General features: G+C 53.2%; 9 protein-coding genes. 2 read left to right on the forward strand and 7 right to left on the reverse strand.

Annotated features, from left to right (window positions below; genetic code table 11):
- On the reverse strand, nt 1-558 hold a 558-nt coding region (locus tag HUU59_09865; GenBank protein ID NUO19742.1), incomplete at its 3' end, for a hypothetical protein.
- A gap of 393 nt (nt 559-951) precedes the next feature.
- Between HUU59_09865 and HUU59_09870 the strand changes: the two genes are divergently transcribed.
- Entirely contained in the window at nt 952-1,860 is a 909-nt protein-coding gene (locus HUU59_09870) for a PD40 domain-containing protein (GenBank protein NUO19743.1), read from the forward strand.
- Between the two features lie 112 nt (nt 1,861-1,972).
- On the opposite strand, the gene HUU59_09875 is transcribed toward HUU59_09870, so the two are convergent.
- The 6 genes from HUU59_09875 to HUU59_09900 form a co-directional block, all read right to left on the reverse strand.
- Complete coding sequence (locus tag HUU59_09875) at nt 1,973-3,067, reverse strand: histidinol-phosphate transaminase (GenBank protein NUO19744.1); 1,095 nt, start codon at nt 3,065-3,067, stop codon at nt 1,973-1,975.
- Nucleotides 3,068-3,207: 140 nt separating this feature from the next.
- Entirely contained in the window at nt 3,208-4,989 is a 1,782-nt protein-coding gene (locus HUU59_09880) for a T9SS type A sorting domain-containing protein (GenBank protein ID NUO19745.1), read from the reverse strand.
- A gap of 181 nt (nt 4,990-5,170) precedes the next feature.
- On the reverse strand, nt 5,171-7,102 hold the full coding sequence (locus HUU59_09885; protein NUO19746.1) for a T9SS type A sorting domain-containing protein: 1,932 nt from the start codon (nt 7,100-7,102) through the stop codon (nt 5,171-5,173).
- A 136-nt stretch (nt 7,103-7,238) separates the two neighbouring features.
- On the reverse strand, nt 7,239-8,075 hold the full coding sequence (locus HUU59_09890) for a DUF4249 family protein (protein NUO19747.1): 837 nt from the start codon (nt 8,073-8,075) through the stop codon (nt 7,239-7,241).
- Between the two features lie 3 nt (nt 8,076-8,078).
- Entirely contained in the window at nt 8,079-10,334 is a 2,256-nt protein-coding gene (locus HUU59_09895) for a TonB-dependent receptor (protein ID NUO19748.1), read from the reverse strand.
- A 122-nt stretch (nt 10,335-10,456) separates the two neighbouring features.
- The gene (locus HUU59_09900) at nt 10,457-11,968 is read right to left on the reverse strand and encodes a carboxypeptidase M32 (protein ID NUO19749.1); all 1,512 of its coding nucleotides are present in this window, start codon (nt 11,966-11,968) and stop codon (nt 10,457-10,459) included.
- Nucleotides 11,969-12,380: 412 nt separating this feature from the next.
- Between HUU59_09900 and HUU59_09905 the strand changes: the two genes are divergently transcribed.
- Entirely contained in the window at nt 12,381-17,270 is a 4,890-nt protein-coding gene (locus tag HUU59_09905; protein NUO19750.1) for a hypothetical protein, read from the forward strand.
- Nucleotides 17,271-17,273 lie beyond the last annotated feature (3 nt).

The raw sequence follows: 17,273 nt of genomic DNA on the forward strand, positions 1-17,273 counted from the left end.
AGCCGTCCACGAAATCGTCACGTTGGCGCATGAATTGTCCGAAGCCAGTACACCCTGTACAGCCGGCGGAGCCTGACAGCCGCCGCACACCGTATCCTCCACGCAGGTCCAGCCGCCGATTGTGCTGATGTCATATTCATTCAAACCGTTTGCTATCGTAAAAGCAGTTGAAATCCACATGATCGAGTTGGCGTCATCGCATACTCTCAGCCAATACCGAGAAGGCAGAGGAGTTCCTGTCACGATTGTGAAGGCCGGATCTGTTAGAAATCCCCCTGCGCAACCCAACATTTCCTCACCATTGAGAAGTAGACTATTGAAGTTGCATTCATTAAATCCTTCGCCAACCACCGGCTGAACGTCATCAGCCGTCGGACCGTTGTTGTTCGCATCCCAGAAAATCTGAACGGTCTTCGTCCCGTCCGGATAACCCGTGCCGCCCACACAAGCGTCCGCCAGCTCGCAGCCCGTGTTGTAAATAATCGCATTGAATTGCGCGTTTGCCAATCCTGAAACCAGCAAGATGCATCCGGCGAAAAGCAATGTCTTAAACTTCATCACATAACCTCCAAAGCAAAAAACTTCTCACGAGATGGACACGTACGGAACTCAAGTCGAGTCGCCGGGGTATAGGAAACAGAACGGCCATTCAGCCCGGTCGGGCAATGCCAGTCCGCCTCAGGAACAGGGGAATTCCCATTCCTCCAGACGAAAAATACAAATTTCCGCGCCATGTCTTGCAAATCCTCGCTCAGGTATTTATATTCTATTGATTTAGACAAATGATATAACCCCCGGCACAGTATCGAAACCATGCAGGGCATAGAAAGATAACCAATTCTTGTGAAGCAGTCAACCCTCACGACCCCGCAAGTTCTACGAAAATCAACTGTTGAGATGTTCAAACTCCGTTTACAAGATTTCCTGGATTCCCCCGCAGGCCTGTTTCAGGTGCATCGTCTGCCACTTTGGCTGACCCTACTGTTCACATCTGTTTTTACTGTGCTTAGCGTCGCAGCACCCAAGAAGGCCGCTGACTTCACCGGACGTGGTCTCTCTGCCCCACTTTGGAGCCTGGATGACCGCTTCATCGCCTACACGACAGCCGATCAGGACGAACTCTATGTCGTTGAACTTAACGAGATAAAGGCGAAGCAAAGTTTGTACCGGGTCGCTAATCTTGAAGGCGTCGGGCGGCGCTTCGTTTTCTCCCCCGGAGAGGAGCGAATAGTCTATCGCAGCATCGCCGCTGCCATCAAGGGCCGCCCCGACCGGCTGGTCTCCTGCTCCTTCTACCAGCAGGACAACACCATGCTGACCGGAAACTCCAGCCCGATTCTTGGCCCTTATTTGATTGAAAACAAGGTTATGTACCGCGAAAATCTGACCGCCCCGCTGAAAACTTTGGACAACCAACCTTGGGACAAGGGCGTTTATCTGGATAACGGTGAACTGACCGTCACCAACACGGACGGCAAGACCGTCTTTAAGTCCGGTTCAGGTGAAGAGGTCAGAGGCTTTGAGATTTCTCCCGACGGCGAAACAGTCGCGGCCGTGTTACAGACGGGGACAAAGAAAACCGTTCGCTTGATTCAAATTTCATCGGGCAATGTAATTGACCTTGGCGAGGGCCGCTGGCCATCGTGGTCAGCCGACGGTAACCGGGTTGTAATTCTGCGCGACAAGCCTGACATCGAATACGCCGAACTGATTGTCCACGATCTCACCGTTGGCCAGTCCCGGTCCGTCATGGGAATCAACCAGTTTTGGCCGGACGAACCCGCCTTGAACCGTGACGGCACACGCGTCGCGTTTGTCCACAACGGTGAAATCTACATCACGGAAGTCACAGGATTCTGAGACTGTCTCCCGCACGGTTTTTCGAGGGTCAAACAGCCCGGCAATCACCAACAGATGATTGACATAAAAAAGCCCGCACGGATGCGGGCTTTTTCCTTTCTGACCGGGACCACTACGCGCTTTGCAGACAAATCTCCCGCAGCGCGTTTGCCAAAATCTCATTCTGTTCCGGTGTGCCGATAGTGATTCGCACACAATGCGGCAGCATGAACCCGCGCAGAGGACGAACGATGACACCGCGTTTCTCGAGTTCCTCTGAAAACTTCAGCGCTTGCGCTTCCGTCTCAAACGGCAGCATGAAGAAGTTCGCCGCCGATGGAATATACTTCAAGCCGAGCTCGTCGTAAATCTTCGGCATCAGCTCGCGTCCTTTGCGATTCGTGTCCTGAGTTAATTTCAGAAACTCGGTGTCCTCCAGCGCGCCCGCTCCGGCGGCTTGCGCCACAATGGAGGGTTCGAACGGCAGCTTGACCTTGAGCACGTTGCGGCACAAGTCTTCATGGCAAAAGCCGTAGCCGATGCGCACCGCCGCCAATCCGTACGCCTTCGAGAATGTCCGCAGCGTAATCACGTTGTCCAGCCGGTAGGTCATCGAGTCGGGGTAGTCCGGAAAATCCTCGGCGAACTCACAGTACGCTTCGTCGAGTATAACCAGCGTCTTATCGGGCACCTTCGTCATAAAGTGCTCGAATTCCTGCCTTGTAAAATACGTGCCGGTCGGATTATTCGGATTTGCAAGATAAATGATTTTCGTTTTCGGCGTAATCTCCTTGGCCATCGCCTCGAGGTCAAACGCGAAATTCTTCAGCGGAACAGTAATCATTTTCACACCGCGCGACCATGCCGCGACGTAAATGCCGATGAATGTGCCCTCCGCAGTCAGCACCTCTTCGTCGTCGCACATGAACGTGCGAACGATGTTAGCCAGAATGGATTCCGACCCGTTTCCGACAACCACATTGTCCAGCTTCACTTCATAAAGTTTGGCCAGCCTGTTCCGCAGCATCAACCCGCCATCGGGATAAATGTTGATGTCGTGATAGGAGTCCTTCGAAGCGGCAATTCCTTTCGGCGAAGACCCGATGGGATTCTCATTCGATGCAAGCTTGATAATGTCCTTGAGCCCATACTGCTCACGAATCTGCTCGGGGGATTTCCCCGGCTTGTATGGAATTAATGATTCAATGTAAGGTGGTACAAGTGTCATATTAGTATGATTTCCCCCCAGTCTTCTAGGGGGATTAAGAGGGGTAAAATGTTCAGCAACTCGACAACTCTACTCGCCGAGCGGGGATTAAGCGAAGCGGTTCCCCGCCGGAATCTGACTATTTCCTGTTTTCAAATTTCCTATTTCAACAAAACCATCTTCCGCGCCATCGCCAAGCTCCCCACCGACAACCGCGCAAAATAAACTCCGCTCGCAAACTTCTCACCGTCAAACTCCACTGAATGCGCACCCGCACTCATTCTGCCATCAACAAGCCTCGCAACTTCCTTTCCCAACACATCAAACACAGCTAACTTAACAACCCCAGCTTTCGCCAAATCAAACTGCAAAGTCGTAGCAGGATTAAACGGATTGGGGTAATTGGGATAGAGCATGAACGTGGAAGGACCAGCCACATTTCGGTCATTAACTGTGGTTTCCGTCGCTCGAAACTCCCACTCTTCTTGCAACGGAAATGCTGCTATGTCTGAAGTCGGAGTTCGCATGTACACAAGGTCATTCTCGGTTGGAAGACCTTCCTGCCAGAAGTACGTTCCGGCTGAACGGTCGTGCATATACAGAGCGTGAATCCCACCTTCATTCACATACTTGGCGATGGTAATATCGCGCTCACTTGGATGATTCGCGATTTCGGGCATGTTCGTCTCACCCGGCGTGTTACTCACGTTGGTGGGCACAGCCCAACTTCGCCCATTGTCACGTGACTTACTGCAGTAATACTCCCCCATTGCCCAACCACTCACGCTGTAAGCATGACGGTCAAATTGCTGAAAAGCGCAATATAGAAAACCTGTCGTCGTATCAATTGCAAGACTCGGTTTCTGGCACATCAAATCGGCGCTACCAATAGACATGATATCAGGCGGTTCCCAGGCTTGACCGATCAAGCTGAATTGCTCTGTCTCGTCACACCAATGCCAAATTGACGACAGAATTGTCCGGACAGGATTCGCTTCGCCGGTTTCGTCGAAATAGTAATAACCACTTGCGGAGAACGAGATATGCACGTTATCATCCTCATCGAAGAGGATTGAAAGATCGCGGTAAGGTCGAAACGTATCGCCATTGCAAATCTGCGGAGAAAGCGTGCAAGTCGTATCAATCGGCGGCAAATTCGTTACCGGAGTAATCTCACCCCAATTCAGGCCGCCGTCTTCGGATACTTGCATCACAATATTTTCTGGGTCATGACTACCCGGAGGATCAACAATCCAGGCAATTGCGACTCTCTCGGATATCCGCGAGCAGGCAATGTCCTCGGAATTGTAAACGAAGTCCCTCGAATCGAAAACCTGGTATGGAGAATCCCAATCAACGAAGAGCCCCATTCCCTCTTCGTAAAAGGGTGTGCCGCCCACGTGAAACATCTGTACTGAGTCTCCATCTGCTGTCCCGACAAGATGCAATCTACCGTGCGAATCAACATCCGACCTTCCGTACATTGTCAACTCCGTTTCAGGAAAATAGGGAGGAGTGGACTGCTGAAAGGCTCCTGTGCAGGGCAGAAACTCGATTAAGCCTTGAAGGTAAGTGCTGGTTGTTCCATTAACGTGATAAACAGCAATCGCATGTCCAAACGGCCCGGAATTAACCGTTGGAAAACCAGATCTCCACTCACCCCCCATCGCCGCACCTGTATCAAAGACCAGATTTCCAGCTTCAGTATTCCAACAATTGTAATAAGCTTCTCGAAAAGTCTGTGTTGAACCGCTTTGAGTCCAGACAAAATGTACTTGTCCGCCAATTGCAACCGCAATCAGCCTTCCGGTTGATCCGCTCGTCTGCGCATCCCACCACGTGCTCCCCACATACATCCACACCGAATTGGGCGTACCGCCCTCTTGGGCAAAGACGGCCGAAACCAACCCCAAAACTAAACTGAACAAAACCACGCGCTTCACAGGACACCTCCGGTGAAAAATGGACGCGGGACCCATGCTCTGAATTTAGACCGAAACTCCACAAAAGTCAAGCACCCCCGTTATCCGGAGGTGCTTGTGTGATATTGTTCCGAAACCGTTGTCAGGCAAATGGTTCACTTTTAGCGCAGGCGACAGCGCAATCAGTCCAGCGGCACGCCAGCTATTTAAGAAGTACCATCTTCCGCGTCATTGAAGTTCCGCCCATTTCGAGTTTCGAGAAATATACTCCGCTCGCCAGGCCGGCGCCGTCGAAACTCACCGTGTGAACTCCAGCACCAAGCGATTCACCATCCAATAACGCCGCCACTTCGCGGCCCGTTACGTCAAACACCGTCAAACTGACGTTGCCGGATTTCGCCAAATCAAATTGGATGTTTGTAGTCGGATTAAATGGATTCGGATAATTCTGATGCAGCATGAATCCCTGCGGCACCTCGGCGCGCTCATCACCAATGGCACCAATATTCGGGAAGCCTGTCGAGTCTGAACGGAATGCCCAAATCTCCTGCAGCGGAGTCGTCGGAATATCGCCCACTGGAATCCGCATGTAAATCATGTCATTGTTACTTGTCGGACCTTCAGGACCACTCGAAGCCACCGCGCTGCCCGCAGCGTAGTCATGCAAATACAGCGTGTGAATAATCCCGTCCGTCACGTACTTCGCCGTCGTAATATCCCGCTCGCTCGGATCATTGCCCGTCGGTTGGTTAGGTTCTCCCGGTGTGTTGCTGACATTCGTTGGCACCGCCCATGTCTGCCCGTTATCCGTCGAGACACTCATGTAAAATTCGCCCATCGGATAGCCTGCATCGCTGAAAGCATGCTGGTCGAATTGCTGGAACGAACAGTATAGATAATCGTTCGTCGTGTCAATGGCCAGACTCGGACGATGGCACATCAAATTGTTCACACCCAAAGCCACGGAATCATTGGCAAAATAGGCATGATTGATAAGGTTGAACTCCTGTCTGTCCTCGCCCCAGTGCCACAGAGTCGCATACACAAAGCCGAACGGTCCGTTGGCGCCCGTTTCGTCAATCGCAAAATACGCTTGCGCCGTGAAGGCAATATGCACATTGTCTTCGTCATCGAGAATAATGGACAAATCAAGCCACGGACGGAACGTGTCACCGACACACTCTTCATAGGTGCCGCCGTTCCCGAAGCATGTCGTGTCCACCGCCGGAATGTTTGTCACGGGAATCGTCTCTCCCCACGTCAAGCCACCGTCGTTGGAGATTTTGAGCATGATGTTCTCGTCATCCACGAATCCCGCCGGGTCGACTGGATCGGCAATCCACGCCACCGCCACCTTGTCTGAAATCCGCGAGCACGCCACATCAATCGTAATGAACGTTGCCTCTTCCCACGGCGTCTGGAACGACTGCTCCCAATCAATCTCCAGACCGAATCCACTGTCGTAAATGGGCACGCCGCGCGCGTAATACTCTGCGCCTGCGCCGCCGCTCTCAGTGGCCACCATGTGAATCTTGCCGTGGCGGTCCTGATCAATATGCGGCCAGATAATCTGCGGCTCACCCGCCGGATATGGTACCTCAAAACCGGTAAATGCGCCACTGCAGTTGAGGAAGTCTATGGATGCCGTGGCATGCGGCAGCGCTCCAATGATTTCATGAAAACCCGGAAATCCAAACCCGTTCGGCGCCGCGACAACATTACAGAAGCCCGCGCGCGTTCCGGCGTCCACGCGGACTCCGCCGTTAAAAATGAAGCTGTCAATGCCGGACGGCCAGCAGTTGTAATAGATGTGCCGCTCCGCCGAGCCGTCCTGCTCTCCATTCGTCCAAACGACGTGCACATTCCCTTGTGCATCGACGGCAATTTGCTTGCCATGTGTTCCGTTCGTTTGATAGTCATACCACGTTCCGCCCGCTCGCGCCCATGTCGAGTTCGGCGTCCCGCCTTCATCATCCAGCGTACCTCCCGGAACGCGTTCAATGGAACCTGCCAGGACCTGTTCAAAGGCCGTTGTCGCAACAGGGCCGACGATGAGGTCCTTCGCGCTTTTTGCCACGGCAACCGCAGCTACTGAACAAACAATCAACAATGCCAAAAAGATTCGTCGCTCCATGGGACACCTCCGCGGAGTATGATTTGGGACCCGTTTTCCAAGTTTCCAGAATGTAGAGCGAAACTTCAGGAAAGTCAAGCAAAAAAACACCCTCCGGATTTTCCGCAGGGCATTTTACATTAAGCAGACCGGAATGCTAATCTTCCAGTGTGTCGGTCACCATGATTTGAAAGGTGTCGCAATCCACAGCACAAAAGACTCCGAGGCCGCCGCTGATATTGGAGACCGGGTCGTTGCGGAAATCACCGATTAAGATGGTCGAAACGTAGTTCCACCACATTGAATCACACGAAAATACTCTGAACTGCGTCGGACCGGAGTAACAGAAGTTCAGCCATGGAATGTCCTGCGAGTTGATGAACCGCGTGCTCCAAATGGACAAATACGTTCCCGGTCCGTTGTCATCACCAAAGTCACACTCTTCACCAAATTTCCCTTCTTCCAGACTTTCCGTCAGAATCGCATATCCGAAATTCGCCGGATCTGTCGTCCAACTGAGCCTCAGCTCATCCCCGCCGTATTCGAGCGTGTCGGGTGCCGAATCGGTTATCACACCATTAACATCGACCAGCACGGTTTCCGTCAGTTCAATCGGTGCCACTGCGGTTGAATAGGCGCGCAGAGTGTCACCGTCAAGCGCCACGAGCAAGTCATACCGCTTGCCTGTCGTGACAACTTGCACCGAGTCCGCCGCCGCATAGGAACCCGGCTCCCCCGAATTTGCTTCAGTCAGTGCGTGCGTCACGCCATCGACCGTCACAAACACGTTCGCTCCGGTCACCTTGACCGAATCCGCATAGTAAGGGTCAGTCGTCGGCACAGTGTGAGTCAGTCGAATTTCCATTCTCTGCCCGATCCACATGAAACCGTCAACGACAATTTTCTCTTCGTAGACAGATGGAGCTTCATCGTCACACGCCGAAAACAGGATGGTGCTGAACAGAGTCAGCAGGATGTACGAAATGTATTTCATAGTTTAGAACTCCGCTGTAAAGCCGAATGTGGGCAGAAACGGCAACTGGCCGTTTTTCTCGATTCCGACCGGATTTGTCGTGAAGTCCGGTGACAGCGTGAGCGGGTTCTTCCGCCCCAGAACATTGATAATCTCAATGTAGGGCATAAACGTGCACCAGTTCCACTCATACTTCAGTCGATATGCCACGTCCACTCTCACATATGCGTCAAACCTCTCACCGTTGGTTCTGCCTTGCAAGAAGTAATGCGGCGGCAATTCTAATCCGGGGCTGTAGGCGCCTTCAGGCTTAGTGTAAGGCAGTCCGGACTGGTAGTTCAAACGCGCTTCCAGACTTCCGCGGTTGCGCACCTTTCTGCTCATGAAGATATTCGTATTGTGCTGGCGGTCAAAGAATGCAGGAAACGAGAGACCGTTGTCAATGGGCTCAAAGCTGCTGAAGCTCTCATAGATTCTCCGCGAGCGTCCCCAGCCATATCCCCAACTCATGTCGTACGCTCCAAAGGACCCTCCGATTGTGAAGTCCATACCGTAAGCATATCCTTTGCCCATTCGGACATAGTCCTCCAAATCGGTGTCTCCGTCGTCCTTGGCATTGAACAAATCAAGCTGCGCGATATTCTGAAAATTCTTGTAGTACGCGCCGCCCGATACTTTGAACCGTCCCAGACTGTCATCGACAAATGACACGGCGAACTGCTGTCCACGCGCGATACCGAACCTCTCGGACAACGGTACGTACGAGTCAAACAGCGAGGCGAAGTCCTCACCCACGCGCATCTGCTGCAAGTATTGAGTGTAAAGTCCCCATGCTCCGCTGACGTACATTCCGGGAGCCAAATCACGGCGCGCAGCCAATCGCGGAGTCAGTTCTTCTGAATTGTTAATGCTGTAATGCTCCAGCCTGAGCCCGGGGCTGATGGTCCACTTGTCCGTCAGTCGGTAGTCGTCGGAAACATAAACGGACAACAGATTTCCCTTGTAGTCGTTATGTCCGACAAGATAATCCGATGAAACTCCCTCCAGAAACGAATCGAAGAACTTCGCCTCGGCACCGAAATCCAAGGTGTTGCGCGCATTCGCGTAATAGGTAAAGTCGGTCTCGGCAGTGACGTCTGTGATTTCATTGTTCCACTCAAACCAGGAGTCCGTCGTCTCAAACCGCTGCCGTCCGTAAAACTTGCTTCCGGCAACGGTCGTGTGCGAATAGAGCTTGGGTGAGAAAATATGGACATAGGGCAGACTGAACGTGCGGTTTCCCCACTTCAGTCTAAGCCGGTCACCCGTCGCGGAAGACAATTGCAGAATGTCATCGCCCCAATATCCGGACGGCGAAAGTCTGTCACCGTTCGCAAAGTCGCGTGTGAGCTTGGCATTGAAGTCGTAGAAATAGTACGGGAACTCGTCTTCAATGATATCCATACTCTTGAACAATTTTGTCGCGGCATCGATGTAGGTTCTGCGTCCTGCCACAAGCCAGGAGCCGTGCGGCAACGGCCCTTCCAGCAAACCTGTCGACGACAACAACGACAGACCGACCTTGCCTTCGACCTTGTTCCGGTTTCCTTCGCGGTCTGCAACATCGACGACAGCCGATAGTCTGCCGCCGTACTTCGCGCCGAATCCACCCTTAATCAGCTTCACATCTTTGACGGCATCCATGTTGAAAATCGAGAACAATCCGCCCAAATGCGTCGGCTTGTATACGTTGATGCCATTCAATAGGATTAAGTTCTGGTCGCCGGAACCGCCCCAGATATTCAAATCTGCGGAGAAATCGCTCGATGGGAGAATTCCGGCCGTCGCCTGAAGTGCCCGGAACAAATCCGGTTCTGCAAGCTGTGGCAGCTTCAAAAGCTCGCGCGGATTCACATCAATCTGTGCAACCTTTGGCGCATACTCCGGTTCACGGTCCCGCTCTGCAAGAATCTCAACTTCCTTGAATTGCAGAGCCGCATCCTTCATTCTGACGTCAATGTTCTGATTTTCTCCGTTTCGTACCGTGATGGACCGGCGCAGCGTCTCATAACCAAGCGAGGTGAATACTAACGTGTACTCTCCGTCCTCCAGATTCGGGAGCGAGAAGAACCCTTCCACATTGGCTGCCGTCCCGCGATTGGCGCCTTCCACGACAACCGCCACAGCAGGAATGGATTCCCCCGTTGCTTCATCTTTAATCTTGCCCGAAATCGTTGCCCGGGCGAACGCTGCCGTAAACGGTACGGCTAACAGCAGCGCGATTGCAATCCACTTTCTCATTTCTCTCCGTTTAGAATGTGCCTTGTATGGCGGCCAAGTTGCTCCTCTACGAACTGCAAAGGCGGCTTTTTGTTTCCGGAATCACCTGCCGGCCGCCGCGGGCCGCGAGGATTAAATGTCAATTAAAGTTGATAAAGAGAACCGAACTTCTCAGTCAAATAGTTGAGATAGCCGTCCGTCCCGAGCGGTTTGCCCGTGGCCTTGATGAGCAGCTCGTCTCTTGAATATCTTCTTCCCAGCCGGTGCACATGGGTTCGCAGCCATTCGAGAATCTCGGCGAAATTCCCCGTTTCAATCTGCTTGTTCATCGCCGGCATGTCCTGATTCATCTTCTTCCAGAGCTGCCCCGCCGCAATATTCCCCACGCTGTAGGACGGGAAGTAGCCGAAAGCTCCGCTGCTCCAATGCACGTCCTGCATTACACCCTGCTTTCCATCGTCCGGCGGCGTTACGCCGAGATAAGTCTCAACCTTTTTGTTCCAAACCTTTGGCAAGTCTGAAACCGAAATGACTCCAGCGAACAAGTCGCGCTCAATTTCGAATCTAAGAATAATATGTAAGTCGTATGTGAGCTCGTCCGCTTCAACCCGCACAAGACTCCGCTCGACGTGATTCACGGCAAGCACCCAGTCTTCTACCGACATGCCGTCAAGCTCTTTGGCAAACTGCTGCAGCAAAACGGGATAGAATTGCTTCCAGAACGGAAGACTGCGGCCGATGTAGTTCTCCCACATTCTGCTCTGGGATTCATGCAGGCCGTAGCTCAGCGCTTCAGACAGCGGAGTGCCGTAAGTCTCCGGTGCGACTCCCTGTTCATACAATCCGTGCCCCATTTCGTGAATGATTCCGAATATCGCCTGCTGTGGAGCGTGCTCGTTATAGCGGGTCGTGAGCCTTACATCTCCCAATCCGCCCGAGCAAAACGGATGAATTGAGGTGTCAAGTCGTCCTGCCTGTTTGTCAAAACCGATTTTCTCAATCAGTGTTTCTCCGAAAGCTTTCTGCTTCTCGGCGGCAAAGCGGTTCTTCTCAAACTCAAACTTCGCCTTCACTGGTGAAGAAATGACCTTTTCAGCCAGCGGCACCGTCACCGCCTTTACTTCATCGAACAGTCTGGTCAGCGAATCCACCGTCGCTCCCGGCTCAAACCCTTCAATCAGAGCATTCAGCGGCGTCCCCTGCCAGCCATATGCGTCGGCAAGCTGCTTGCTAAGTTTCACGAGCTTCTCGAGCTCAGGTGCGAACATGGCAAAGTCCGCTTTTTCGCGCGCCCGTCCCCAGACTTCGTGCGCGAGCGATTCCTGCCGGGAAAGTTCCTCAACAAGTTCCTGCGGCACTTTGGTCGCACGCTCATAATCCCTTGCCATCTCCCGCACATTGGCTCGTTCCGCTTCGTTAAGCTCACCGTTTGCATTCTTCAAAGCGGCAATCATTTCGCCGACTTTCGGCGACGTCAACCGTTCATGTGCCAGACCGCTGATCATGGCAATCTGGTCTGCCCGCTTCGGCGCTCCCTTCGGCGGCATGTTCACCTGCATGTCCCAACCCAGCACTCCGCTGATGCCGGACAGGGTTGAATACTGCTTGAAGTGCGTCTCAAGCTCGGCATAAGTCTTTCTGATATCTGCTGCCATATGTTTTCCTTTCCTGAACAACCGGGCGGGACCGCCTCTTCCCGGCCATAAAAAACTCTGATTTCGGTTTGCCTCCGATTTTGCTCCGGCCAGCCCGGTCATTACGATGTATTCATGCAGAATCGATTGGTTTCGATGCGATTTTGCGCGATACCGCTAAAAGGCGATTCGATAGACAAACCCTTTTGAATTACTGAAAATACAGAACTAAGCGACAAAAATACGTAAATTTGACCAGATTCTCAACTATTTAATCCACCTAAATTAGGGTCAGTTGTAGTGAATCGGCAACTCTCGCGAAATGTGGATATTTTTCTAAAATTTTCCCGCACCTCTTGTCCCGAGATACTTCATGTATTACTTTATGGTGTGTAAAAGATTTCGCAGTTTTGATGACTACCAGAGATATCGCATGATACGTTGGCTATCGCCTGCTTGCCTGTTCTGCATCCTCAACTTTTCCCACACCCCGCCTGCTTGGGCAACTTTGTCCGGCACGTTTGTCGTTGGTCGCGACGGCGATTTTCCCACCCTTTCTGCCGCCCTTGATACCATCAATTCCAGTGGTATCGGGGGCGATGTCCTGTTGAAAATCGAACCCGGTCAGCAAACCGGCCCCTTCAGTTTGGGGGCTTTCCCCGGCACGGTCTCACACACACTCTCCATATCCGCAATTGAGGACGGTTCTGTCATTTTGGCCACGGATGATTCCTCAATTCCGTTGTTTAGTGTTCACGGTGCGCAAAATGTCTTGCTGGAAGGCCTGATACTCCGTGGCGCAACCTCCTCCGCACCTCTCTTTCGCATCGACAGCACAAGTTCCAACATTAGCCTCTCCGCCTGCACACATGAGGGGGGCGGCTCAGGCCGTTTGGTGGAAGTGCTGGGCTCATCCGTCCGCGCAATTCGTTGGAACAACTCTTCATTCCGCAAGGCCGCCTACGGTGTTTATTTCGACGGAATGGAAAGTTCCGCTTCGGACAACAGAGTTTCAAGCTGCGTGTTTGACAGCGTGCAGCACGGAATATATGTCAGCCGTCAGACAAATTTTTCCGTTGTAAATTGCGAAATTCGGCCAAACCTCGGCACAGGCAGTGATGGTGCATCGGGGGTTACCATTGCCGCACAGAACCCCGCCGACAGCGTTTTTGTCAGCGGCAATGAATTCTCCGGCATACGCACGTCCACGGGCTACGCGGTGGCGATTCGCCACAACCCTCTGAACTCGACGGCATTCCTGCGCGCATCAAACAATTTTATTTTCGGGTTCCAAAATACAGGTTCCTCGCAGGTGCGCGCCATCTACGTTTCCGGCGGACAGAACCGGATTTTGAATAATAGCATTCTGGTCAATGATGTCGCCGCGACCGGAGCCGCCTACTCACTCTATAACGGTCTGGTGGCTGCCGATTCCCGTTTGACCTTTGTGAACAATATCTTGGTCAATCTCGAAGCGACTCGCCCGGCCTACAATGCATTTATGCTGACACAGGCTGCCGCAGTCGATTGCGACAACAACATCTACTATGGCACCGGCACGGGCTACCGGCTTGGCTGGCTCTACCAAGCGTTCCAAACCCTGGCATCATGGCAGAGTGGAACCGGGCATGATGCCAATAGTTACTCGGGCGATCCACAATTTGCTTCTTCTGCCGATTTGCACTTACAGGAAACTTCGGCAATCGCACACCAGAACGGCGCGGTCGTGCTGGACGTTCCCGTGGACATAGACGGTGAATTTCGCTTTCAGCCGCCGGATATCGGGGCGGACGAATTCACCTATCTGGCTCCTCCGGTTGACGCAGCCATCCTGAACGTCATAGATCTGCCGACGGCCTTCCCGGAACACTCTCTGCTCCGGATTGAGGTCGTTGTGCAAAATCGCGGTAGGGAACGGCTCTCCGGGCTGCCGTTGCGACTTTCCTATGCCGACACGGCGCGGGCGGAAGTGATGATTTCACTTTCTCCGTCGGAGGCGGACACATTTTCACTGCTGTGGAGCACGGTCGGTGCGCATGAATCAGCCGAACTCATCATTGAGGCCGTGCTTGGCGCGGACGCAAACCCTTCCGATAACGCGCGTGCGTTTCAGTTTGCAGTCGTGGACCAGCCTTTGCAGGGCACCTACCGCGTTGGTGGATTCGATGCGCACTTCAATTCACTCCTCGAAGCATCGACTGCACTCTCGTCACAAGGTGTTTCAGGTCCGGTGACCCTTGAGCTGGCGCCCGGCATATATAATGACAATCTCGTGCTCGAGTCTGTCATCGGACTATCCGCGGAATCTCCGCTGCACGTCAAGCCTTCACCTTTGGATGAAGGAATCGTGCAGCTCTCGCCGATTTCGGGACAGCGCGTGATACTTCTGTCCGATGTTTCATATGTAACCATCGAAGGCTTGATTCTGCAGGGCAGCTCGGGCACCCTCGAAGGAATCGCCATTATTAACGGCAGCCACAATAATACCATTCGCAACTGCCGCATTCTCTGCACGTCGCAAGAGCAGTCCAATGCGTCGGGAGTGTATATCGGACAGAATTGCCGCGATAACACGCTGTCCGAGCTTGACATCAGCTATTCATACTCGGGCATACGCCTTGACGGCAGCAGCAGCGGTGACCAGCGAAACAATGTCATCCGCGAGTGCAGAGTGTACAACGTACGCTCTTGCATCACCGCATCTTGGCAGCGCAGCCTGCAAATTCAGGAATGTGAACTTCGCGCGGGGTACTCCGGTGCACCCGCCCCTTGTTACGGGATAAGAATTTCCAGCCTTTCACCGCAAGACACTGTGACGTTGGAGCGCAACAGCATCATTGGAGCACTCGCTTCAGGTTCGCTGACGGCTCTCTCCTGTGAAGCGGGGAACGGAGTCTTGCTCGCCGTGAACAATTGGATTGGCAACTTCGACTCCGCGAACTTGGGACCGCTCACGGCGGTGTCTGTGATAAGCGGAACGGCGATGCTCTACTTCAATACGATTCGTCTTGGCGATGTCAATGCCCAAACCGTCACCGGAATCGCAGTGTCAGGAACTCAAACGTATGCGAGCTTGGTTAACAATATCGTGGAGATTTCCGACCCGGACGCCACTGCGCGCTTCATAGAATGGAATTCGGGCTCCATCACCGCAAATCATAATCTCTATGACGCTCCGGGAACTAACACAGCTTTCCGCTTTGCTTCCGGCTCGCTCGACAACGAATACCAAACGCTCGCCGCGTGGATTGCCTCCACTGCACAGGACAGCAACAGCGTTTCGGCCACGGCGGGATTTGAATCAAGCACGGGGTTTCATGTTCGGCCGGATGCTTCCGGTCCGTCCAATCGCGGCCTGGGTATACCATCGTTCATCTATGATTTAGACGGCGAACCGCGGGACTCCCTGCCTGACATTGGCGCGGACGAATACACATTCCTGCCTGCCGTGACGGACTTGGCGGCCGAATCGGTTGAGCTGGCAAACATGCCCGCGCCGGCAGGAGAAATTGCTCAGGTGTTGACAGTCGTTTCCAACATCGGACAGACCGCCGTGACCGATGCGGAAGTTACGCTGCTCTACAACGAAGTGCCGCTTGAGTCACGGACAGTTACACTGGAACCCGGAGCGCAAACAGAGCAGATATGGAATTGGGTCGCGCCGCAGACTTTGCTGGCTTTTGGCACACTAAGACTTCAGGTGAATGCTGTTTCCGACGTCGTCAACGCCAACAATTCCCTTTCCCAATCGATTGTCATCGCCGGTGAACCGCTTGCCGACACGGTTTATGTTGGCATGAGCCGCTCCGAGCTTTCCACGCTTGACGAATTGACAAACCACTTGAAATGGCGGGGCGTCAGCTCGCGGGTAACGGTATTCCTTGCACCCGTTCTTCACGTTGGCCCGCTTGTCTTGTACAATATTCCCGGCGCGGATTCTGTTAACCGGGTAACGATATCGCCCGCAGCAGAATCCGGAGCGGCCATAACGGCCGGGAACAGCACAGCGGTGATTGAATTTCGCGACGCTGACTTTGTCACAATTGACGGTGTTGAAATACTTGCCGGTCCGGGAACGGCAGCGGCCGTTCTCATGGACAACATGTCCTGCCACAATGTTGTCACCAACTGTCAAGTCTCCGGCAGCGGTTCAGAGATTCTGAACACGTTCGGGATCAGAGTCTCAGGCACGTCATCACATGGAAATGAGATTTCCGGCAACACCATTTCCGGCTGCTATATCGGAGCCGCGTTGAGCAACAGTGAGAACATCAACTCGCTCGGCAATGTCGTAATTGATAACAACATATCGGACGTCTATTACGGAGTTTGGGTTGACCATCAGCATAACGCGCTGGTCAAAGGAAACGACATAATTCCCGGCTCGTCAGCGGGTCCGGCAGGAGGCTGCTACGGCGTCTACATACTTCAGCTCGGAGACGAGGGCTCAGTTCGTGTCGAAGGAAACAAGATTCACGGCTTTCTCGATTCACCCGGTCCGCGCACAAACCGCGCGTGCGGAGTCTATTCCGCTCCAGGAATCACCTCGTATGTGGAAATCGTGAACAACTTCATTTACGGATACTCGCAATTGACCTCGCTGCGCTCGCGCGGGGTGTATCTGTCAAGCGGCAATCATCTCGTCGCCAATAACAGCATTCGCATCGGCGATTCACCCGCCGACAATGACCACGCGGGAATCTACGTTTCCACCGGAACGCAGCACGAAATTTACAATAATTGCGTAATGGGTTATGAGAATGATATCGTGGGTTACGGCATAGACGTTGAGACGGGCGCGAGTATCCTCTCTGATTACAACTGCATGTGGGGAAGTTCGCCGAGCTTTAAATTCGCGGCATTGGGAACTCAGGACTTCTCTTCGCTTTCAGAGTGGCAATCCACCGGTCAGGACCTGCATAGTCTCAGCGCGCATGCCCGCTATGTGTCATCGTCGGACTTGCACATACAGACTACGGACACAGTGCTCTACGCACGCGGTTTGCAGTTACCGGAAATCCCGCAGGACATTGACGGCGACATGCGGGCGGCAGTGCCGTGTATTGGCGCCGACGAGTATACGCTCTTGACTCAGCTTCAACCTCCGGCAGGACTGACCGTAGTTGTCACAAGTGACTCAGAAGTTGTACTGAACTGGCAGCCGGTGGCCGGTGCATCGCAGTATCGAATCTATGGCGCGACCACGAACAATGAACTTGAGACGTCACCGCAGGAGCTGGGAACCAGCACGACAGCCTCATGGATTTGGGATTTCTCCGCCGACCCGACCGGTTTCCGTTTCTTTCAGGTCAGAGCAGAATAAGTC

It is taken from the genome of bacterium (assembly GCA_013360195.1).
In the GTDB taxonomy this organism is placed as follows: Bacteria; Electryoneota; RPQS01; order RPQS01; family RPQS01; genus JABWCQ01.